The sequence below is a fragment of the Pseudomonas sp. MWU16-30323 genome, from assembly GCF_020515595.1.
Lineage (GTDB): Bacteria > Pseudomonadota > Gammaproteobacteria > Pseudomonadales > Pseudomonadaceae > Aquipseudomonas > Aquipseudomonas yamanorum.
Window position 1 is genome coordinate 299626 of the sequence record NZ_JAIWYM010000002.1, and the last position, 21144, is coordinate 320769.

The following is a 21144-nucleotide window of genomic DNA, read 5'->3' on the forward strand; positions in this document are numbered from 1 at the left end:
CGTGGGAACGATCAGAGAGGAGACATTTCCTGCGCCAACCCCAGGAAAGCCGCCGGCAACCGCGCGCCCTTTCGTTCTTTCAGGCAGTACAAATACTCGGGAATCTGCGGCGCATTCTCGATGGTCAGCACACGCAGTTGCGGGTCGTGGGGCACTTCCTGGCGGGCAATGATGCTGATGCCGATATTGCGCAACACCGCCTCACGGATCGATTCCCGGCTGCCGATCTCCAGCAGCGGTCCGTAACTCACGCCGGCGCCCTGCAACATCTCTTCGGTCAGCCGTCGGGTGGTGGAGCCCGGTTCGCGCATCAGCAAGGTATGCCCGGCCAGCGCAGTCAGCGGTACATGATCAAGCACTGCCAGCGGATGATTGCGATGCACCGCCAGCACCAGCGGGTCCATACCCAGCACCCGGCGAATCAGGCGCGGGTCTTCAAGCAGTTGGGACGAGGCGGCGACGTCGACACGGTAGTCATCCAGCGCTTCCAGCACCTGTTGGGAGTTGCCGATTTCCACCGAGACCTCGACCTGTGGCAGCCGCTCGCGGAAGGTTTTGACCAGGTCGAGGATGTAATAAGGTGCCGTCGCGGCAATCCTCAACGCCCCTTGTACCTGGCCACTGTTGCGCAGAAAAAACTCGATGTCCGCTTCCTGCTGCAACAGCGCCTTGACCATCGGCAACAGCCGCGCGCCTTCGTCGCTGACGGTCAGGCGGCGCCCGCCTCGGTAGAACAACTCCACCGAATACTGGCTTTCCAGGTGACGAATCTGGGTGGTCACCGTGGGCTGGCTCAGCCCGAGCTTTTTCGCCGCCTGGGTAATACTGCCCAGGCGGGCGACCATGTAAAACGCCTTCAGCTCGGCACTCAGCACACCACCCTCTCATCGACTATTTGCGCAACAGGCGCAGACCATTGAATACCACCAGCAGGCTCACGCCCATGTCGGCGAACACCGCCATCCACATGGTGGCCATTCCAAGGAAGGTCACCGCGAGAAAGATCGCCTTGATCACCAGCGCCAGGGCGATGTTCTGCTTGAGGATACTCGACGTTTGCCGCGACAGCCGAATGAATGCCGGAATCTTGCGCAGGTCATCATCCATCAGGGCCACGTCGGCGGTCTCGATGGCGGTGTCGGTACCGGCCGCCGCCATGGCAAACCCGATCTCGGATCGGGCCAGGGCCGGGGCGTCGTTGATACCGTCGCCGACCATGCCCACCCGGTGGCCCTTGGCGTAGAGCGCTTCGATGGCTTGCAGCTTGTCGGTAGGCAACAGATCGCCCTGGGCCTGGTCGATGCCGACCTGATCAGCAATCGCCTTGGCGGTGTGGGAGTTGTCGCCGGTGAGCATCAGGGTCTTGATGCCCAGGTCATGCAGCTGCTGGATGGCTTCGCGGCTGGTGTCTTTCACGGTGTCGGCCACGGCGAACAGCGCCAGCGGGCCGGACTTGTCCAGCAACAGGACCACCGACTTGCCTTGTTTTTCCAGGGCGAAGAGCTTCTTCTCCAAGGCCGGCGAGCAAAGGTTCAGCTCTTCCACCAGGCGGTGGTTGCCCAGGTAGTAGACCTCTCCGTTTATCTCGCCCTTCACACCGCGCCCGGTCAGGGCCTCGAAGTTATCCACCGTGTGAACGGTGAGATGCTTATCCACAGCCGCGTTGGCGATGGCCAGGGACACCGGGTGATCGGAACGCCCGGCCAGGCTCGCGGCCAGGGCCGGCGCGCTGTCTTCCATGTTCGGGAACAGCGCCAGGTAATCGGTTTGCACCGGTTTGCCGTGGGTGATGGTGCCGGTCTTGTCGAGGGCCAGGTAGTCGAGCTTGTAACCGCCCTCCAGGTACACGCCGCCCTTGATCAGGATGCCTTTGCGCGCTGCGGCGGCCAGGCCGCTGACGATGGTCACCGGGGTGGAAATCACCAGTGCGCATGGGCACGCGACCACCAGCAGCACCAGCGCGCGGTAAACCCATTCAAACCACACACCGCCCATGAACAGCGGCGGGATCAACGCCACACCCAGGGCAAAGATGAACACCGCCGGGGTGTAGACCTTGGCGAAGGTGTCCACAAAACGCTGGGTGGGCGCGCGGGCGCCCTGGGCCTGTTCCACGGCGTGGATGATCCGCGCCAGGGTGGAGTTGTTGGCGGCGGCGGTGACTGTGTATTCCAGGGAGCCGGCCTGGTTGATAGTGCCGGCGAAGACTTTGTCGCCCACGGTCTTTTCAATCGGCAGGCTTTCACCCGTGATCGGCGCCTGATCGATAGTGGACTGGCCGGAGGTGACTTCACCGTCCAGGCCAATGCGCTCGCCGGGACGAACCCGCACGATAGAGCCCAATTCGATAACTTTAACGTCCTGTTCAACCCAACTGCCGTCCGCTTGACGGACCGTGGCCTGTTCCGGCGTCATCTGCATCAGGCCGCTGATGGCGTTACGTGCACGGTCCAGAGACTTGGCTTCGATCAACTCGGCCACGGTGAACAGGAACATCACCATCGCGGCTTCCGGCCACTGGCCGATCAGGATCGCGCCGGTGACGGCGATGCTCATCAGGGCGTTGATGTTCAGGTTGAGGTTCTTCAGGGCAATCCAGCCCTTTTTGTAGGTGGTGAGGCCGCCGCTGAAGATCGAGATCAGCGCGACCAGGGCGATCACCCACGTCGGGGCTGCGTTGGTGAAGTGCAGCACTTCGGCACCCAACGCGCCCACACCGGACACGGCCAGCGGCCACCAGTGCTTCTTCGCCGGCGGTTCCGCCGGGGCAACGCCTTCCTCGATGGGATCCGCCTGCATGCCCAGGGACTTGATGGCGTCGATGATCGGCGCGGTCGTCGGCAAGTCGTGAGTCACGCCGAGGATGCGGTTGATCAGGTTGAATTCCAGTTGCTGCACACCCGCGAGCTTGCCCAGTTTGTTCTGGATCAGCGTCTGCTCGGTGGGGCAGTCCATGGCTTCGATGCGGAAAGTGCTCAGCCGCGAGCCCGCCGTGGGGGCGTCCGTCAGCTTCACCAGCGCCGGCGCGGCCTTGCTGGAACAGCAGGAATCGCCATGGCTGCCATGGTCGTGCTTCTGCACAGGTTTGAGCTTCGGGCCGTGATCATGCGCGTGGTCATGATCATGGTCGTGCTTGTGCGGGGTGTGGAGGGAGTCGCTCATTCTGTCGCGTCCGTAAAGGTGCCTGTTGCCAAGTAAAGACCCTGTAGCCACTATAGGGTCAAGCACCCTTTTGGAGATTGCTGCGATGAAGATCGGCGAATTGGCAAAATTGACGGATTGCCAGGTGGAAACCATCCGTTATTACGAGAAGGAAGGCCTGCTACCGCCGCCCGCGCGCAGCGACGGAAACTACCGCCTGTACACCCAGGCGCACACCGAACGGTTGGTGTTTATCCGCAACTGCCGCAGTCTGGACATGACCCTTGAGGAAATTCGCAGCCTACTGGGCCTGCGGGACAGTCCTCAGGACCAGTGTGAAAGCGTGAATGCGTTGATCGACGAGCACATCCACCACGTCAAGGCGCGGATCGACGGGCTGCTGGCGTTGCAGGAACAGTTGCTCGACCTGCGCCAACGCTGCGGCGGCGGGCCGGATCTGGATCAGTGCGGGATTTTGCAGCGGCTGGAAGTCAGCGGGAGTGTCGCGGCCAGCGAGGCAGAGCCCTCACATGTGGGCAGAAGCCACGGGCATTGAATGTGTACACAAAACAAATGTGGGAGCGGGCTTGCTCGCGAAAGCGGAGTGTCAGCCACTGAATGTGTTTCTGATACACCGTATTCGCGAGCAAGCCCGCTCCCACATTTGGACCGAGATCGCTTTTAGATAGCCACGTCGGCCTTGATGCTCGGATCAGCGTCATAGCCTACGATTTCAAAGTCTTCGAATTTGTAATCGTAGATCGACGCGGGTTTGCGCTTGATCACCAGTTCCGGCAGTTTCTTCGGCGTGCGCGCCAGCTGGGTCTGGATCTGTTCCATATGGTTGCTGTAGGCGTGGGTATCGCCCGTGGTAACGATGATCTCGTGAGGGATCAGGTCGCACTGTTGGGCCAGCATATGGGTCAGCAGCGCCAGGGCCGCAGTGTTGTACGGCAGGCCGAGGAATACATCGGAGCTGCGGATGTACAACTGCATCGACAGATGACCGTCATGCACAAAGGCCTGGTACAACAAGTGGCAAGGCGGCAGTGCCTGCTTGCCGTCCCGGGCGTTTTGCTGCGGGCTCTTGGTCTCGTCCGGCAGGTACTCGACGTTCCAGCCGTGGAACAGGATGCGGCGGCTGTTGGGGTTGGTCTTCAGGGTCTCGACCATGTAGTCGATCTGGTTGATCTTGCCGCCGTCCTTGGTTGGCCAGGCGGTCCACTGCTCGCCGTACACCGGGCCCAGGTCGCCGTCTTCGGTGGCCCATTCGTCCCAGATTTTTACGCCATTCTCGTTCAGCCACTTGATGTTGGTGTTGCCACTCAACATCCAGATCAATTCGTTGGCGATGCTTTTGAAGTGAAGCTTCTTGGTGGTCAGCAGCGGGAAGCCGTCGGCCAAGCTATGCCGAAACTGACGGGCAAACACGGCCTTGGTGCCGGTGCCGGTGCGGTCGCCCTTGGTCAGGCCATTGGTCACGACATCGTTCAGTAGTTCGAGATATTGCTTCATGTGTATACCTGTATCGTTGAAGCCGGGACCCTCGGGCCCCGGCGTTCGAATTTAAAGCGCGGCGTTCTTGATGCCTTGGGGGCGATTGTAAGCCCACCACAGCAGGCCCAGGCCGGCGATGATCATCGGCAGGCTGAGAATCTGACCCATGGTCAACCAGCCCCACGCCAGGTAGCCCAGCTGCGCATCCGGCACGCGCACGAACTCGACGATAAAGCGGAAGATCCCGTAGAACAGCGCGAACATCCCCGACACAGCCATGGTCGGGCGTGGCTTGCGCGAGAAGATATAGAGGATCAGGAACAGCGCCACACCTTCCAGGGCGAACTGGTACAGCTGCGACGGGTGACGCGGCAATTGCGCCGGGTCGCTGAACGGCGGGAACACCATGGCCCACGGCACGTCAGTCGGCTTGCCCCACAATTCGGCATTGATGAAGTTACCGATACGCCCGGCGCCCAGGCCAATCGGCACAAACGGCGCGACGAAGTCCATCAGTTGGAAGAACGACTTGCCGTTACGCCGGCCAAACCACCAAGCCGCGATCATCACGCCTACAAACCCGCCGTGGAACGCCATGCCGCCCTTCCACACCTCGAAGATCAGCGTCGGGTTGGCGATGTAGGCGGGCAGGTCGTAGAACAGCACATACCCCAGGCGTCCGCCGACGATGACCCCCATCGACATCCAGAACACCATGTCGGAGAGCTTCTCCTTGGTCCAGGTCGGGTCGAAACGGTTCAGGCGCCGGGAAGCCAGCAGCCAGGCACCGCCGATGCCGATCAGGTACATCAACCCGTACCAGTGGATTTGCAGCGGACCGATGGCCACGGCCACCGGGTTGATCTGCGGGTAAGGCAGCATTGCGACTCCTCGTTAAATCAATAGTCATGGCGCATCGGACCATGCCGGTGCGCGATTAAGCCTGCGTTACAGCAAAAAATTCAGCCCTACGCAAAACAGCAGCCCGGCGAACAACCGCTTGAGCAAGCGCGGCGACAACCGATGCGCCAGGCGCGCGCCAAAGCGGGCCGCCACCATGCTGGTCAGGGCAATGCCCAGCAACGCCGGCAAGTACACAAAGCCGAGACTATGCTCGGGCAGCAGCGGATCATGCCAGCCCAGAATCATGAAACTTAACGCACTGGCCAGGGCGATCGGCAAGCCGCAAGCCGACGAGGTGGCCACTGCCTGCTGCATCGGCACGCTGCGCCAGGTCAGGAACGGCACGGTCAACGAACCGCCACCGGTGCCGAAAATCGCCGACGACCAGCCGATCACGCCGCCCGCCAGGGTCAGGCCGAGCTTGCCCGGCACCTGACGGCTGGCCTTGGGCTTGAGCTCCAGGGTCATCTGCAGGGCAATCACCAGGGCGAACACACCGATGATCTTCTGCAAGTGCGGCCCGGAAATCGCTTCAGCAGTCAGCGCGCCAACGCCTGCGCCCAGCAGGATGCCCACGGCCATCCACACAAAGATCGGCCAGCGCACGGCGCCCCGGCGGTGATGCTCACGCACCGCATTCACCGACGTGAAGATAATAGACGCCAGGGACGTGCCGACAGCGAGGTGGGTCAACACCGAGGGATCGAAGCCCTGCAAGGTGAAACTGAACACCAGCACCGGCACAATAATGATGCCGCCGCCCACGCCGAACAGCCCGGCGAGCATGCCCGCACAGGAACCCAGCAGCAAATACAGCAGAAATTCCATGGGAGCCCCCGAAAACAGACCGGCATGTTAACGGATGCAAAGCACAGGGTTCTATGGGTAGAGTGGGCAAAACACAAAGGGATTGCCTTATGTGCCTGATTGTTTTTGCCTGGCGGCCGGGCCACGCCCAGCCGCTGATCGTCGCGGCCAACCGTGATGAATTTTATGCCCGGCCCAGCCTGCCGTTGGCCCAGTGGCTGGATGCGCCCCATGTTTACGCCGGGCGCGACCAGGAAGCCGGCGGGACCTGGCTGGGAGTTGGCGCAGAGGGGCGCTTTGCGGCGCTGACCAATATTCGTGACCCGCACCAGCCGCCGGCCCGCAAGTCGCGGGGCGAGCTAGTAGCGCGTTTTCTCAGCAGTTCGCTGTCGATTGACGACTATTTGGCCGACGTTAATGGCAGATCCATTGAATATGCCGGGTTTAACCTGTTGGTCGGCACACGGGACGAGCTTTGGCATTACAACGCCAAGGAGTCTGCGCCAACGCGCCTGGAAACAGGGGTTTACGGGTTATCCAATGCGGGACTGGATACGCCGTGGCCGAAGTTGCTTAAGGCGAAGGCAGCACTGGCGCAAGTGCTGACGGATCCGCAGCCGGAGGCTCTGCTGGGGATCTTGAGCGACCCGCAGACCGCGCCGTTTGCCGACTTGCCGGACACCGGCGTGGGACTGGCGACGGAGAGTCTGTTGTCGAGCGTGTTTATTGCCAGCCCCAGTTACGGGACGCGGGCGAGCACGGCGCTGATTGTGAATGCCGACGGGACACGGCATATCGTGGAGCGCAGTTTCGGGCCCCATGGCGGCAGGCTGGGCGAGGTGGAACTGAAAATTTAGCAGTGACTGGACTGACCTCCTCGCGGGCAAGCCCGGCTTCCACAGGGAAATGCATTCCAAATGTGGGAGCTGGCTTGCCTGCGATGAAGGCGCCTCGGTTTAGAGGCTTTTTGCAGACGCCGGATTGATCATCCGCGCCAACCCAAGGTTCTTCAGCGCCAGTTGCAGCGAGCTGTGGATAACTTGCGGGTTGTCGATGGTCATCAACTCCGCCAGCAGTTCCTTGGCCCGGCTCAGGTTGATCTGGCGCAGCATCCATTTCACCTTCGGCAAGTTGGTGGCGTTCATCGACAGGCTGTCAAAGCCCATCGCCATCAACAGCACGGCCGCTGCCGGGTCACCGGCCATCTCACCGCAGATACTCACTTGCTTGCCTTCGGCATGGGCGTCGCGCACCACGTTCTGCAGGGCTTGCAGCACCGCCGGGTGCAGGTAGTCGTAGAGGTCGGCCACCCGTGGGTTGTTGCGGTCCACGGCCAGCAGGTACTGGGTCAGGTCGTTGGAGCCCACCGACAGGAAGTCCACCTGCCGCGCCAGCTCCTTGGCCTGGTACACCGCCGCCGGAATCTCGATCATCACGCCAATCGGCGGCATCGGCACGTCGGCGCCTTCGTCGCGCACTTCGCCCCAGGCCCGGTGGATCAAGTGCAGCGCCTCTTCCAGCTCGTGGGTGCCGGAAATCATCGGGAGCAGGATGCGCAGGTTGTTCAGGCCTTCGCTGGCCTTGAGCATGGCGCGGGTCTGGACGAGAAAGATTTCAGGATGGTCGAGGGTAACGCGAATACCGCGCCAGCCAAGGAAGGGGTTGTCTTCCTTGATGGGGAAATATGACAGTGACTTGTCGCCGCCAATGTCCAGGCTGCGCATGGTCACAGGTAACGGATGGAAGGCGGACAGTTGCTCGCGATAAATCGCCAGCTGCTCCTTCTCACTCGGAAAACGTTGGTTGATCATGAACGGCACTTCGGTGCGGTACAGCCCAACACCTTCAGCGCCGCGCTGTTGTGCGCGTGCCACGTCCGCCAGCAGGCCAGTGTTGACCAGCAGCGGTACACGGTGGCCGTCGAGGGTCACGCACGGCAGTTCCCGCAGGGCGTCGAGGCCCTGGGACAGTTGGCGTTCTTCTTCCACCACCTCGGCGTATTGCTTGCGCAGCACTTCGCTGGGGTTGGTGTAGACCTCGCCGTGGTAGCCGTCGACGATCATTTCGATGCCGTCGACCTTGGAATACGGCAGGTCCACCAGGCCCATCACCGTCGGGATGCCCATGGCCCGGGCCAGGATCGCGACGTGGGAGTTACCCGAACCCAATACCGAGACCAGGCCCACCAGTTTGCCTTCCGGCACTTCGCCGAGCATGGTGGCGGTCAGTTCTTCACTGATCAGGATGGTGTTGTCGGGGTACACCAGGGTGGTCGAGCGCTCTTCCTGGAGGTAGGCCAGCAGACGGCGACCGAGGTCTTTCACGTCCGAGGCGCGCTCGCGCAGGTAGGCATCGTCCATCAGTTCGAAACGGTTGACGTGATCGGTGACCACCTGGCGCAGTGCGCCCTGGGCCCACTGGCCGGTCTTGATCACGTCCTTGACTTCGCTGCCCAGGGACGCGTCGTCGAGCATCATCAGGTACACGTCGAACAGCGCCCGCTCTTCAGGCCGCAGCTGGGTGGCCAGCTTGGTCGACAGGGTGCGCATGTCATTGCGTACGCCTTCGAGGGCGGTCTTGAACAGGATAATTTCAGCGTCGATGTCGGTGACGGTCTTGTCCGGCACCACGTCCAGGTCGGCCGGCGGCAGCATGACCACCGCGGTACCGACGGCAGCGCCCGGCGAACCCGGTACGCCGACGAACTTGGCTTCCTGGATGCCCTTGCCCTGGCGTCCCAGGCCGCGAATCGAACCGGTGGCCTCGGCGTGGGCGATAACCCCGGCGAGCTGCGCGCTCATGGTCACGAGGAAGGCTTCTTCACCTTCGTCGAACTGGCGGCGTTCTTTCTGCTGGATGACCAACACGCCGACAACGCGGCGGTGGTGAATGATCGGTGCACCGAGGAACGAGGCATAGCGCTCTTCGCCGGTTTCGGCAAAGTAGCGATAACGCGGGTGATCGGCCGCGTTTTCGAGGTTCAGGGGTTCTTCACGCGTCCCCACCAGGCCCACCAGACCCTCATTGGGCGCCATGCTGACCTTGCCGATGGAGCGCTTGTTCAAGCCCTCGGTGGCCATCAGGACAAAACGGTTGGTCTCGGGGTCCAGCAGGTAAACCGAGCAGACCTGGCTGCCCATGGCTTCCTTGACGCGCAACACAATAATCCCCAACGCCGCCTTGAGATCCTTGGCGGAGTTAACTTCCTGGACGATCTTGCGCAGCGTATTGAGCATGGCTCGGGGTCGAACTCCGTCGTCAGTCGCGCGCTAAAAGGCGCGGGGCAAGCTCTTTAAGAGCGCGACGATAAACCTCGCGCTTGAATGTCACCACCTGGCCCAACGGATACCAATAACTGACCCAGCGCCAGCCATCGAACTCCGGTTTACCGGTCAAATCCATCCGCACCCGCTGCTCGTTGGAGATCAGGCGCAGGAGAAACCATTTCTGTTTCTGGCCGATGCACAGCGGTTGGCTGTGGGTACGTACCAGACGTTGCGGCAAACGATAGCGCAACCAGCCTCGAGTGCAGGCCAGAATTTGCACATCTTCACGTTCAAGGCCTACTTCTTCGTTCAACTCACGGTACAAGGCGTCTTCAGGGGTTTCGTCGGGGTTGATTCCGCCTTGAGGAAACTGCCAGGCATCTTGGTTGATACGGCGAGCCCATAGCACCTGTCCGGCATCATTCGTAAGAATAATCCCGACATTAGGACGGAAACCATCGGGGTCGATCACGGCAACAACCTCGCAAACGCATGTCACCGCATTGTTCCACAAAGATTGATACAGCGGCAACGAGGCTGCTTACCTTATGTGCACTCTTGTGAAAAGACCGTATTCTGGACGCCTTTTTACAGACTTTTCAGCGAGTAACTGCAATGCGCCTGGCTTTATTCGACTTGGACAACACGCTTTTGGGGGGTGACAGCGATCACGCCTGGGGCGATTACCTCTGTGAACGCGGAATTCTCGACGCCGTGGCCTACAAGGCCCGCAACGATGAGTTTTACCAGGATTACCTGGCCGGCACGCTGGATAACGCCGAGTACCTGAACTTCTGCCTGGAAATCCTCGGCCGCACCGAGATGGCCCAGTTGGATGAGTGGCACCGTGACTACATGCGCGACTGCATCGAGCCGATCATGCTGCCCCAGGCGCTTGAGTTGCTGGCCAAGCACCGGGCGGCGGGCGACAAGCTGGTGATCATCACCGCGACCAACCGTTTTGTGACCGCGCCGATTGCCGAGCGGCTGGGGGTTGAAACCCTGATCGCCACCGAATGCGAGATGGAAAACGGCCGTTACACCGGGCGCAGTACGGATATCCCGTGCTTTCGCGAGGGCAAGGTGACGCGCTTGAATCGTTGGCTGGAAGAAACCGGGCATAACCTGGAGGACAGTTATTTCTATAGCGACTCGATGAATGACCTGCCGCTGCTGGAGCAGGTGACGCATGCGGTGGCGGTGGATCCGGATCCGAATCTGCGGGCCGAGGCTGAAAAGCGTGGCTGGCCGGTGATTACTCTGCGCAGCTAAAGATCATTCCCACGCTCTGCGTGGGAATGCATCACTGGACGCTCTGCGTCCGCTCTTGGGACGCGGAGCGTCCCGGGCGGCGTTACCACGCGGAGCGTGGGAACGATCATCTAGACGGGTTTGGCACCCATCAACCCGGCAATCGCCACAAACCCCACCAGGCTCACCACCGCCAGCGCCACCGTGAAATTCACGCTCCCCGCCCCGCCCAACCGCAGTCGATTAAGCCGCGCCACCAGCCAGAACCCGCTCAGCGCCGCCACGGTGTAGATCACGCTCGAGCCCAGAATCCAGGTTTGCCCCAGCGGCCAGCCGATCAAGTGCGCCAGCCACCAGCCAGTGAACGGCATGCTCACCACGCAAATCCCCATCAACAGCCACACAAACACCCACGGCCGCTGCACCGTATAGGCCGGCCCCGCACTGCGCTTGCGCCAGGCCAGCACCGCCAGGGCGAGGCCGCTGAGCAGCAGCAACACCGTGGCCGCGATGTGGATAACTTTAAGAGTGGTCAGCGTTTCCATGTTCTCGATTCCTTGAAGGCCGCCCAGTCAGCGTAGTCGCTCAACCGAGGAACAGCTGGTAGGCCGGGTTATCACTTTCATCCCAGTACGGGTAGCCAATGGCTTCCAGCGCCGCCGGCACCAGGTGGCGCTCGTCCGCCGGCACTTGCAGGCCCGCCACCACGCGCCCATCGGCAGCGCCGTGGTTGCGATAGTGGAACATCGAGATGTTCCAGCGCCCGCCCAATTTGTTGAGGAAGTTGAACAGCGCCCCCGGACGTTCCGGGAATTCGAAGCGGAACACCATTTCGTCGCTGACGTGCGCCGCATGACCGCCGACCATATGGCGGATGTGCAGCTTGGCCAGTTCGTTTTCCGTCAGGTCCAGCACCGGGAAACCCTGGCGGGTGAGGCTGGCGATCAGTGCGCTGCGCGGGTCGTTTTCCGGGTGGGTCTGCACGCCGACAAAAATGTGCGCCTCGCGGCCAGAGTGGTAGCGGTAGTTGAATTCGGTGATCTGGCGCTTGCCCACGGCCTCGCAGAAGGCCTTGAAGCTGCCCGGCTTCTCGGGGATGGTCACGGCGATGATGGCTTCGCGGCCTTCACCCAGCTCGGCGCGCTCGGCCACATGGCGCAGGCGGTCGAAGTTGACGTTGGCCCCGGAATCGATGGCCACCAGGGTTTGCCCGGTGATGCCACGGGTCTCCACGTACTTCTTGATCCCGGCCACGCCCAGGGCGCCGGCGGGTTCAGTGATGGAGCGGGTGTCGTCGTAGATGTCCTTGATCGCCGCGCAGATTTCATCGGTGCTGACGGTGATCACTTCATCCACGTAATCCTTGCAGATGTCGAAGGTGTGCTGGCCGATCTGCGCCACTGCCACGCCGTCGGCGAAGAGGCCCACGGTCGGCAGTACCACGCGCTCGCCCGCCGCCATGGCGGCTTGCAGGCAGTTGGAGTCGTCGGGCTCGACGCCGATGATCTTGATTTCAGGCCGCAGGTATTTCACGTAGGCCGCGATACCCGCGATCAGGCCACCGCCGCCCACCGGGACGAAAATCGCGTCCAGCGGCCCCGGGTGCTGGCGCAGGATCTCCATTGCCACGGTGCCCTGCCCGGCAATGGTGTGCGGATCATCGTAGGGATGAATGTAGACGTAGCCTTTTTCGTCGACCAGCTTCAGCGAATACGCCAACGCTTCCGGGAACGAATCACCGTGCAGCACCACTTTGCCGCCACGGGAGCGCACGCCTTCGACCTTGATCTCGGGGGTGGTCTTGGGCATCACGATGGTGGCCTTGACCCCCAGCACCTTGGCCGCCAGGGCCAGGCCCTGGGCGTGGTTGCCCGCCGAAGCAGTGACCACACCGCGCGCCCGTTCTTCGGCGCTCAGTTGCGTCAGCTTGTTGTAGGCGCCGCGAATCTTGAACGAGAACACCGGCTGCAAGTCTTCGCGCTTGAGCCAGACCTTGTTGCCCAGCCGCTCGGAGAGCTGGCGGGCGGTCTGCAGCGGGGTTTCTACGGCAACGTCGTAAACGCGCGAGGTGAGGATCTTTTTGACGTACTGTTCAAGCATCGGAAAGCATCACTGGGCGGGTTGGGCAGGGTCAAGGAGTCTAACCCAGCGTTTGGCCGGGCGACCACACGAAAACCGAGGTTTTGTTGGGTTATACTCGCGCCCCTCTTTACTCCCCGCCCGTTCCGGAGCCCGCATGACCCAGGATCAACTCAAACAGGCAGTGGCCCAGGCCGCCGTCGATTTAATCCTTCCTAAACTCGACGATAAAAGCATCGTCGGTGTCGGCACCGGTTCCACCGCCAACTGCTTTATCGATGCGCTGGCCCTGCACAAGGGCGCGTTCGACGGCGCGGTTGCCAGTTCCGAAGCCACCGCTGCGCGGCTCAAGGGCCATGGTATTCCGGTGTACGAGCTGAACACCGTCAGCGACCTGGAGTTCTACGTCGACGGCGCCGATGAAAGCGACGCGCACCTGAACCTGATCAAGGGCGGCGGCGCAGCCCTGACCCGCGAGAAGATCGTCGCGGCCGTGGCCAAGACCTTCATCTGCATCGCCGACGCCAGCAAACTGGTGCCCGTCCTCGGCGCGTTCCCGCTGCCGGTGGAAGTGATCCCGATGGCTCGCAGCCACGTGGCCCGCGAGCTGGTGAAGCTGGGCGGCGACCCGGTGTACCGCGAAGGCGTGCTGACCGACAACGGCAACATCATCATCGACGTGTTCAACATGCAGATCACCAATCCGGTGGAACTGGAGCGTCAAATCAATGCCATCGTCGGCGTCGTCACCAACGGCCTGTTCGCAGCCCGTCCGGCTGACGTACTGCTGCTGGGCACCCCGGAAGGCGTGAAAACCCTCAAGGCATAAAAGCACCACAGACCCAGTGTGGGAGCTGGCTTGCCTGCGATGGCATCGCCCCGGTACTACTGAAAGACCGCGTCGCCTGCATCGCAGGCAAGCCAGCTCCCACCTTCGATCTTCGCCATGGCTGGGATCGGGTTCATTTCTTGAACACATAGAACAAGTTGGGCTCACTGACCATGTACAACGTGCCGTCGTTGTCCATGGCAATCCCCTCGGCCTGAGGCACTCGCTGCTTCAGGCCATGGCGCCCCTTGAGCAGTGACAAACTGCTCAGGGGACGACCGTCGATATCCAGCTCCAACACCAGGAATGACTCATCCGACAGCGCCAGCAAATGGCCGCTGCGCTCATCGTATTGCAGGCTCGACAGGTCACGCACAAACAACCCGGCGTCGCGCTTGGGGTTGTTGATCACGTGCACCGAGTAGGTTTTTTCCGGTTTGAAATGGGGGAAGCCGTGGACCTCGTAGATCAGCATCGGGTCGCGCTCCTTGGCCACAAACAGGCGCTTGCCCACCGAGTCATAGGCCAGGCCTTCGAAGCCTTTGTTGCCACCCAGGTGCACGCCGAGGGTCATTTGCTCGGCGTCCGCGGCGTCGAGGAACTGGGTGTCGTCATCCACGTGGACCTTGATCAGCCGCTGCTGGCGCTCGTCGCTGATGACGTAGGTGTTGTCGCTGATGTACTCCACCGCCTCGGCGTCGCCAAAACCCACCAGCGCAATGCGTCGCAGGATTTTGCCCTCCAGGGACAGCTCCACCAGCTCGGCATTCTTGTTGGTCACGGTAAACAGGCTGTTGCGCACGGGATCAAAGGTCAGGGCCGAGACATCATCGTTGAGGCCGTCGATCACCTGCGCCTCCAGGGCCACCCGGTAATCCCCCAGGCCAATGGAATGCTCACCGGCGGGATGGCGCCACGACTGCCAGTTGAACCAGGCGCGCTCGAACAGGCGCAATTGCTGCGCGACCACGCCGACAGCCACCAGGGCGATCAGGATCAGGATGAAAAAAGCAGGCTTTGGGCGGGCAAGTCGACGCATCGGGCGGGGCTCAGAGTGAAAACTGGCGAATGAATATCACGGTCGCCTGAATTTAAACTTAAACGCCCCGGGTGTCTGGCGCATGCCGCAGATAGAGAAAAATCTGACGTAATCGAACTACTGTTTCTGCTTCTCGAAGCGATAGAACAGGTTCGGCTCGCTGACCATGTACAGCGTGCCGTTCTCGTCCATGGTTACCCCTTCGGCACGGGGAATGGTGTTCTTCAAGCCATTGAAGCCGCCGAGCAGGGTCATGAAGCTGACTTGCTCGCCCTTCTCGTCCAGTTCCAGCAACAGATGGGAGTCCGCCGACAGCGCCAGCAGGTGGCCGGTACGCGGGTCGACGGTCAGCGCTGAGAGGTTGCGCATGTCCAGCTCGGTGCTAGCGAGCTTTTGCTTGTCGCCGGTGAGGGTCTGGCTGCCGTCGCTTTTCCAGGTGAACAGCGCCGGTGGGCGCTCTTCGCCGAGGATCAGTTGCTGGTTGCGCTTGTCCCAGGTCACGGCTTCAAAGGCTTTGTTTTGGTCCTTCGACGGGCCAAGGTCGTAGGACGGGAAATCGGCTTTGTTCAACTGCTGGGTCTGCGGGTCGACCTTGATGATGGTCAGGCTGTGCTGACGCTCATCCACCACGGCCATCAAGCCGTTTTCCATCAGGGTCACGCCTTCCGGGTTGTTCCAGCCGTTGAGCGGCATCTTGCGCAGCACGTCGCCTTGCAGGGTCAGTTCAACCAGGAACGGGTTCTTGCCCATGACCGAGAACAGGGTCTTGGTCTGCGGGTTGTAGGTGAGGTCCGAGGCTTCGTCCTTCTCCATGCCGGGCAGCAACTTGGCATCGATCACCGCGCGGTAGTCCGGGAGCCAGACGCTTTCCAGGCGCGCGGTCGGGGTTTCGAAGCCCTCCGCCACCCACAACATGCCACGGTCGTCCCAATGCATCGCCCAGGCCACGCCGTAAATGATCGCGCCGGCGAGGAACAGCCAGGAATACCAGCGCATGGCAAGGCGTGAACGCAAGGTGGGTTTTACGGAGGGGAGAGGCACGGCCATTACGCTTTCCAGAAAGTCAGCTTAGGGGATAGCACAGGATCACAAGGTCCGCGCGCAGGAGGCTGAGGATTATCCGGATGGGGTGTGAAAAAAATGCAAAAACCGATTTTGCAGCCATACACAGATCAAATGTGGGAGCGGGCTTGCTCGCGAATGCGTAGTGTCAGTCACTGAATCTGTCGACTGGTCCACCGCATTCGCGAGCAAGCCCGCTCCCACATTTCTGACCGCGTTTCGCCAGGTATTTAGCGAACGCTGCTTTCGAAACGGCTCACACCCGGCAATTCCAGCACCAGCTCATCGCCCACATTCAGCGGGCCTACGCCGGCCGGTGTACCGGTGAGGATTACATCCCCGGCCTGCAGGGAGAAGCAGCCGGCCATGTACTGGATCATCGGGATGATCGGGTTGAGCATGATCGCGCTGTTGCCGTCCTGGCGCACTTCGCCATTGATGGTCAGGCGGATGCCGATGTCGGTCACGTCCGGGAAGGTGCTGCCGACCACGAACGGGGCAATCACTGCCGCGCCATCAAACGACTTGGCGATTTCCCACGGCAGGCCCTTGGCTTTCAGCTCGGCCTGTTTATCCCGCAGGGTCAGGTCGAGGGCCGGGGCGAAGCCGGAGATGGCGTCCAGCACTTCCTCGCGGCTCGGCTTGGCCGACAGTGGCTTGCCGATCAGCACGGCGATTTCCGCTTCGTAGTGCACCGAACCGCGTTCGGTGGGGATGGCGAAACCACCTTCCAGCGCCACCACGCAGCTGCCGGGCTTGATAAACAGCAGCGGCTCGGTAGGTACCGGGTTATCCAGTTCCTTGGCGTGTTCGGCGTAGTTACGCCCGATGCACACCACTTTCCCCAGGGGAAAGTGAATATTGGTGCCGTCGACATACTTGTGCTGGTAGCTCATGGACCGACTCCTTCAGGGACTGTTAAACAGCGAAAATCTTGCCCGGGTTCATGATCCCGTTCGGGTCGAACACCGCTTTCACTGCCTTCATGTATTCGATTTCAACCGGCGAACGGCTGTAGGTCAGGTAGTCGCGCTTGGTCATGCCCACGCCGTGTTCGGCGGAGATCGAGCCGTTGTACTTCTGCACGGTCTCGAACACCCACTTGTTGACGGTGGCGCACTTGGCGAAGAACTCGTCCTTGCTCAGGTTTTCCGGCTTGAGGATGTTCAGGTGCAGGTTGCCGTCGCCAATGTGGCCGAACCAGACAATTTCGAAGTCCGGGTAGTGTTCGCCGACGATCGCGTCGATTTCCTTCAGGAAGGCCGGCACTTTCGACACAGTCACCGAAATGTCGTTCTTGTACGGCGTCCAGTGGGAGATGGTCTCGGAGATGTACTCCCGCAGCTTCCACAGGTTGTGCAGTTGGGTTTCGCTCTGGCTCATCACGCCGTCGAGCACCCAGCCCTGCTCCACGCAGTGTTCGAACGTGGCCAGGGCGTCGTTGGCCACCTCTTCGGTGGTCGCTTCAAATTCCAGCAGCGCGTAGAACGGGCAGTCGGACTCGAACGGCGCCGGCACGTCGCCGCGACCGAGGACTTTGGCCAGGGCCTTGTCGGAGAAGAACTCGAACGCGGTCAGGTCCAGCTTGCTCTGGAAGGCGTGCAACACCGGCATGATCGAGTCGAAATCGGTGGTGCCGAGCACCATGGCGGTGAGGTTTTTCGGCGCACGGTCCAGGCGCATGGTCGCTTCGACCACAAAGCCCAGGGTGCCTTCAGCGCCGATGAACAGCTGACGCATGTCGTAGCCGGTGGCGTTCTTGATCAGGTCCTTGTTCAGCTCCAGCAGGTCGCCCTTGCCGGTGACGACTTTCATGCCGGCCACCCAGTTGCGGGTCATGCCGTAGCGAATCACCTTGATGCCGCCGGCATTGGTGCCGATATTGCCGCCAATCTGGCTGGAACCGGACGAGGCGAAATCCACCGGGTAGTACAGGCCTTTTTCTTCGGCGACGTTCTGCAATTGCTTGGTGACCACGCCCGGCTGGCACACGGCGGTGCGGTCGGTGAGGTTCACGTCGAGGATCTGGTTCATATAGTCGAAGGACACAACCACTTCGCCATTCGCCGCGACGGCAGCGGCCGACAGGCCGGTACGACCACCGGACGGCACCAGCGCCACCTTGTGTTCATTGGCCCAACGGACGATAGCCTGCACCTGTTCGGTGGTCTTCGGGAACACGATGGCGACCGGGGCCGGGGCGAAATGCTTGGTCCAGTCCTTGCCATAAGCCTCAAGGGAGTCAGCATCGGTCAGGACCTTGCCAGGCTCAACCAGGGTCTTCAGCTCATCAATCAGGGCAGGATGGGTCATCGACAGAACTCTCGAACAATTCATGGTCATCCTGAGAACGCTTCACGTCGCAGGAATGGGTGTTTAGCGGGGCACGTATGCTAGCATACCGCCCCCGCAGGATAGTGCCCAAGGGCGTTCTGCGGTGACGGCTTTCCTGCCGTCCGGGTCAGCTTACGTGATCCGATTCCCTGCCATTTTTCTCCGGGATACAGGTTTACGCAGATGAGCAAGACTTCTCTCGATAAGAGCAAGATCAAGTTCCTTCTTCTGGAAGGCGTCCACCCATCGGCCGTCGACGTTCTGAAGGCTGCTGGGTACTCCAGCATTGAGTACATCACCAGTTCTCTGCCGGAAGCCCAGCTCAAGGAAAAGATCGCCGACGCGCACTTTATCGGCATTCGCTCCCGCACTCAGCTGACCGAAGAGATCTTCGATCACGCCAAGAAGCTTGTCGCTGTAGGTTGTTTCTGCATCGGCACCAACCAGGTCGACCTCAACGCAGCGCGCGAGCGCGGCATCGCGGTGTTCAACGCACCGTACTCCAACACCCGCTCCGTGGCTGAGCTGGTATTGGCCGAGGCCATCCTGCTGTTGCGCGGTATTCCTGAGAAGAACGCTTCCTGCCACCGTGGCGGCTGGATCAAGAGCGCAGCCAACTCCTTCGAAATCCGCGGCAAGAAGCTGGGTATCGTCGGTTACGGCTCGATCGGTACTCAACTGTCGGTTCTGGCCGAAGGCCTGGGCATGCAGGTGTTCTTCTACGACACCCTGACCAAGCTGCCATTGGGCAACGCCACCCAGGTGTCGAGCCTGACCGAGCTGCTGGGCATGTCCGACATCGTGACCCTGCACGTACCGGAAACCGCTGAGACCCAGTGGATGATCGGCGAGAAGGAAATCCGTGCCATCAAGAAGGGCGGGATCCTGATCAACGCCGCACGCGGCACTGTTGTCGAGCTGGACGCCCTGGCCGACGCGATCAAGGACAAGCACCTGATCGGCGCCGCCATCGACGTGTTCCCGGTAGAGCCGCGCTCTAACGACGACATCTTCGAAAGCCCGCTGCGTGGCCTGGACAACGTGATCCTGACTCCGCACATCGGTGGTTCCACCGCTGAAGCCCAAGCCAACATTGGCCTGGAAGTGTCGGAGAAACTGGTCAAGTACAGCGACAACGGTACGTCGGTGTCCTCGGTCAACTTCCCGGAAGTAGCGCTGCCGGCTCACCCTGGCAAGCACCGTCTGCTGCACATCCACCAGAACATCCCTGGCGTGATGATGGAGATCAACAAGGTCTTCGCGGAAAACGGCATCAACATTTCCGGTCAGTTCCTGCAGACCAACGAGAAAGTCGGCTACGTGGTGATCGACGTAGACGCCGAATACTCGGACCTGGCGCAAGAGAAGCTGCAACACATCAAAGGCACTATCCGTAGCCGCGTGTTGTTCTAATCGTTAAACGTGCATAAAAAAAGGAGACCCTCGGGTCTCCCTTTTTTTGTCTGAACAAATCTTACTTGACGTTAACCGTGATGACTTTCGAGGCTACAGTCGGGTTGAACTGCATGTGCAGTTTGTCGCCGGCGACCAGTTGCAGCGTGTGCTTGCCTGGGGTGAGGGTCAGCTCGGTTTCGGTCTGGGCCTTGCCGTAGTGGATCACGGTGTCGGTGGCCGGGATCGGCACGCTGGCATCCGGCAACTCTTTCTGGTCGATCAGCAGGTGGTGGTGGCCGGTGCCCGGGTCCTGGCTGGTGGCCGGGGCCAGTTTCAGGCCTTCCATGCCGAATTTCACGGTGAAGGTTTTATCGACAGTGGCGCCATCTTTGGGCGACACGATGAACACTTTGGCACCTTTTGGTGGAGCGCTGCGCGGGATGCCGTCAGCAGCGGTCGCCAACATCGAAGCACCCAGCAATAAGCTGGCCAGGGTTGCACGGGTCAAAAAGGCTTTCATTCACTTCTCCAGTTTTTCGGTGAAATCTGTAGGGTTATGACAACTTCGCGACAAATTGCTGTCCAAGGCACTCAACACCATAGCAAAGCGAGCCGGAACAGCGCCTCGCTCATTCGAATTCTTTAGGAGAGACCATGCGTTTCCTGCCTGGCCTGTTACTTTTACTTCCCCTTATAAGCCCGTTGGCCCATGCCGAACTGATCGACGATGTGTTTGACCGCGGGGAATTGCGCATCGCCCTGGAAGCCAACACCCCGCCCTTCAACTTCAAGGAAGGCGACAAACTCACCGGCTTTGAAGTGGAACTGGGTGAGTTGCTGGCCAAGGAAATGGACGTACGCCCCTCCTTTATCACCGTCGATGCCGCCGATCTGCTGCCCGGCGTGGAAAGCGCCAAGTACGACGTGGCCATCAACCATATCGCTATGACTCCTGAGCTGGCGGATCGTTTCGACTTCAGCGAGCCCTACAGCTACTCCAGTGCACAACTGATCGTGCGCAAGCAGGAACAACGCCCGCTGGGCAGCTTCGCGGCGCTCAAGGGCAAGGCGCTGGGCGTGGCCCAGGGCAGTCAGTTTGTGGAGCAGGCGCGCACCGCCGAGGGCGTTGATTTGCGCAGCTATGCCGATGCCAGGCAGCCGATCAAGGACGTCGCTGACCAACAGATTGATGCCGCCATCAGTGACCGGTTGCTGATTCCCTACGCGATTCGCGACAGTCAGTTGCCGGTGAAGGAAGGCGCAGACGTCGGCCCTACGCTGAGCCTGGCGATTCCGTTCCAGAAGGGTAACCCGGCGTTCAAGGCCAGCCTGGACAAGGCCCTGCAACGGATTAAGGCCGATGGCCGGCTGACGGCGTTGTCGGAGAAGTGGTTCGGGATGGATGCGAGCAAGCCGGTCAAAAAGGCCGAGTAAACGACTCGGTCAATGTGGGAGCGGGCTTGCTCGCGAATGCGGTGGGTCAGCTTGAGCATCCGGTGACTGACACCGCGCTTTCGCGAGCAAGCCCGCTCCCACATTTT

At 61.0% G+C, this 21144-nt stretch carries 20 protein-coding genes; 6 read left to right on the plus strand and 14 right to left on the minus strand.

Annotated features, from left to right (window positions below; translation table 11 throughout):
• Window positions 1-11: 11 nt before the first annotated feature.
• Together LIY45_RS04320 and LIY45_RS04325 are read right to left on the minus strand one after the other, a co-directional pair.
• Window positions 12-875, minus strand: coding sequence for a LysR family transcriptional regulator (locus LIY45_RS04320; protein ID WP_017476557.1), 864 nt, complete (start codon window positions 873-875; stop codon window positions 12-14).
• 16 nt (window positions 876-891) lie between these two features.
• Window positions 892-3162, minus strand: a complete 2271-nt coding sequence (locus tag LIY45_RS04325; RefSeq protein WP_226475479.1) for a heavy metal translocating P-type ATPase — start codon at window positions 3160-3162, stop codon at window positions 892-894.
• Between the two features lie 85 nt (window positions 3163-3247).
• Here LIY45_RS04325 and cadR point away from each other — a divergent pair, with 85 nt between their 5' ends.
• Window positions 3248-3697, plus strand: a complete 450-nt coding sequence (gene cadR / locus LIY45_RS04330) for a Cd(II)/Pb(II)-responsive transcriptional regulator (RefSeq protein WP_017476559.1) — start codon at window positions 3248-3250, stop codon at window positions 3695-3697.
• A 125-nt stretch (window positions 3698-3822) separates the two neighbouring features.
• Here the strand turns inward: cadR and LIY45_RS04335 are convergent, their stop codons facing one another.
• The 3 genes from LIY45_RS04335 to LIY45_RS04345 all read right to left on the minus strand — a co-directional run bounded on the left by LIY45_RS04335 (window position 3823) and on the right by LIY45_RS04345 (window position 6369).
• Complete coding sequence (locus LIY45_RS04335) at window positions 3823-4656, minus strand: thymidylate synthase (protein WP_008438950.1); 834 nt, start codon at window positions 4654-4656, stop codon at window positions 3823-3825.
• A 51-nt stretch (window positions 4657-4707) separates the two neighbouring features.
• Window positions 4708-5520 carry a prolipoprotein diacylglyceryl transferase gene (lgt, locus tag LIY45_RS04340; protein WP_226475480.1) on the minus strand — a complete coding sequence of 271 codons (813 nt, stop codon included), beginning with the start codon at window positions 5518-5520 and terminating at the stop codon, window positions 4708-4710.
• Window positions 5521-5586: 66 nt separating this feature from the next.
• The gene (locus LIY45_RS04345) at window positions 5587-6369 is read right to left on the minus strand and encodes a sulfite exporter TauE/SafE family protein (RefSeq protein WP_017476560.1); all 783 of its coding nucleotides are present in this window, start codon (window positions 6367-6369) and stop codon (window positions 5587-5589) included.
• An 89-nt stretch (window positions 6370-6458) separates the two neighbouring features.
• Between LIY45_RS04345 and LIY45_RS04350 the strand changes: the two genes are divergently transcribed.
• Window positions 6459-7205, plus strand: a complete 747-nt coding sequence (locus tag LIY45_RS04350) for an NRDE family protein (RefSeq protein WP_226475481.1) — start codon at window positions 6459-6461, stop codon at window positions 7203-7205.
• Window positions 7206-7304: 99 nt separating this feature from the next.
• Here the strand turns inward: LIY45_RS04350 and ptsP are convergent, their stop codons facing one another.
• The gene (ptsP, locus tag LIY45_RS04355) at window positions 7305-9584 is read right to left on the minus strand and encodes a phosphoenolpyruvate--protein phosphotransferase (protein WP_003213828.1); all 2280 of its coding nucleotides are present in this window, start codon (window positions 9582-9584) and stop codon (window positions 7305-7307) included.
• Window positions 9585-9606: 22 nt separating this feature from the next.
• Window positions 9607-10086, minus strand: coding sequence for an RNA pyrophosphohydrolase (locus LIY45_RS04360; RefSeq protein ID WP_003176750.1), 480 nt, complete (start codon window positions 10084-10086; stop codon window positions 9607-9609).
• 143 nt (window positions 10087-10229) lie between these two features.
• Between LIY45_RS04360 and LIY45_RS04365 the strand changes: the two genes are divergently transcribed.
• Complete coding sequence (locus tag LIY45_RS04365; RefSeq protein ID WP_226475482.1) at window positions 10230-10886, plus strand: HAD family hydrolase; 657 nt, start codon at window positions 10230-10232, stop codon at window positions 10884-10886.
• 110 nt (window positions 10887-10996) lie between these two features.
• Here the strand turns inward: LIY45_RS04365 and LIY45_RS04370 are convergent, their stop codons facing one another.
• Complete coding sequence (locus LIY45_RS04370; RefSeq protein WP_226475483.1) at window positions 10997-11410, minus strand: DUF2269 family protein; 414 nt, start codon at window positions 11408-11410, stop codon at window positions 10997-10999.
• Window positions 11411-11450: 40 nt separating this feature from the next.
• On the minus strand, window positions 11451-12965 hold the full coding sequence (gene ilvA / locus LIY45_RS04375; RefSeq protein WP_226475484.1) for a threonine ammonia-lyase, biosynthetic: 1515 nt from the start codon (window positions 12963-12965) through the stop codon (window positions 11451-11453).
• A gap of 136 nt (window positions 12966-13101) precedes the next feature.
• On the opposite strand from ilvA, the gene rpiA reads away from it, so the two are divergent.
• On the plus strand, window positions 13102-13773 hold the full coding sequence (rpiA, locus tag LIY45_RS04380) for a ribose-5-phosphate isomerase RpiA (RefSeq protein ID WP_008438935.1): 672 nt from the start codon (window positions 13102-13104) through the stop codon (window positions 13771-13773).
• A 133-nt stretch (window positions 13774-13906) separates the two neighbouring features.
• Here rpiA and LIY45_RS04385 read toward each other — a convergent pair whose 3' ends face one another.
• From LIY45_RS04385 to LIY45_RS04400, 4 genes are all read right to left on the minus strand, one after another.
• On the minus strand, window positions 13907-14812 hold the full coding sequence (locus tag LIY45_RS04385; protein WP_226475485.1) for an SdiA-regulated domain-containing protein: 906 nt from the start codon (window positions 14810-14812) through the stop codon (window positions 13907-13909).
• Window positions 14813-14929: 117 nt separating this feature from the next.
• Window positions 14930-15859, minus strand: coding sequence for an SdiA-regulated domain-containing protein (locus LIY45_RS04390; protein WP_226475486.1), 930 nt, complete (start codon window positions 15857-15859; stop codon window positions 14930-14932).
• Between the two features lie 245 nt (window positions 15860-16104).
• Window positions 16105-16770, minus strand: a complete 666-nt coding sequence (locus LIY45_RS04395) for a fumarylacetoacetate hydrolase family protein (RefSeq protein WP_003213842.1) — start codon at window positions 16768-16770, stop codon at window positions 16105-16107.
• 22 nt (window positions 16771-16792) lie between these two features.
• Complete coding sequence (locus tag LIY45_RS04400) at window positions 16793-18187, minus strand: FAD-binding oxidoreductase (RefSeq protein WP_003213844.1); 1395 nt, start codon at window positions 18185-18187, stop codon at window positions 16793-16795.
• 204 nt (window positions 18188-18391) lie between these two features.
• On the opposite strand from LIY45_RS04400, the gene serA reads away from it, so the two are divergent.
• The gene (gene serA, locus LIY45_RS04405; RefSeq protein WP_017476567.1) at window positions 18392-19621 is read left to right on the plus strand and encodes a phosphoglycerate dehydrogenase; all 1230 of its coding nucleotides are present in this window, start codon (window positions 18392-18394) and stop codon (window positions 19619-19621) included.
• Window positions 19622-19682: 61 nt separating this feature from the next.
• Here serA and LIY45_RS04410 read toward each other — a convergent pair whose 3' ends face one another.
• Window positions 19683-20123 (minus strand): DUF4399 domain-containing protein, encoded by a 441-nt coding sequence (locus LIY45_RS04410; RefSeq protein ID WP_226475487.1) that lies wholly within the window; start codon window positions 20121-20123, stop codon window positions 19683-19685.
• Window positions 20124-20257: 134 nt separating this feature from the next.
• Here LIY45_RS04410 and LIY45_RS04415 point away from each other — a divergent pair, with 134 nt between their 5' ends.
• Window positions 20258-21037: a transporter substrate-binding domain-containing protein gene (locus LIY45_RS04415; RefSeq protein WP_226475488.1), complete on the plus strand. Its 780-nt coding sequence runs from the start codon at window positions 20258-20260 to the stop codon at window positions 21035-21037.
• Window positions 21038-21144 lie beyond the last annotated feature (107 nt).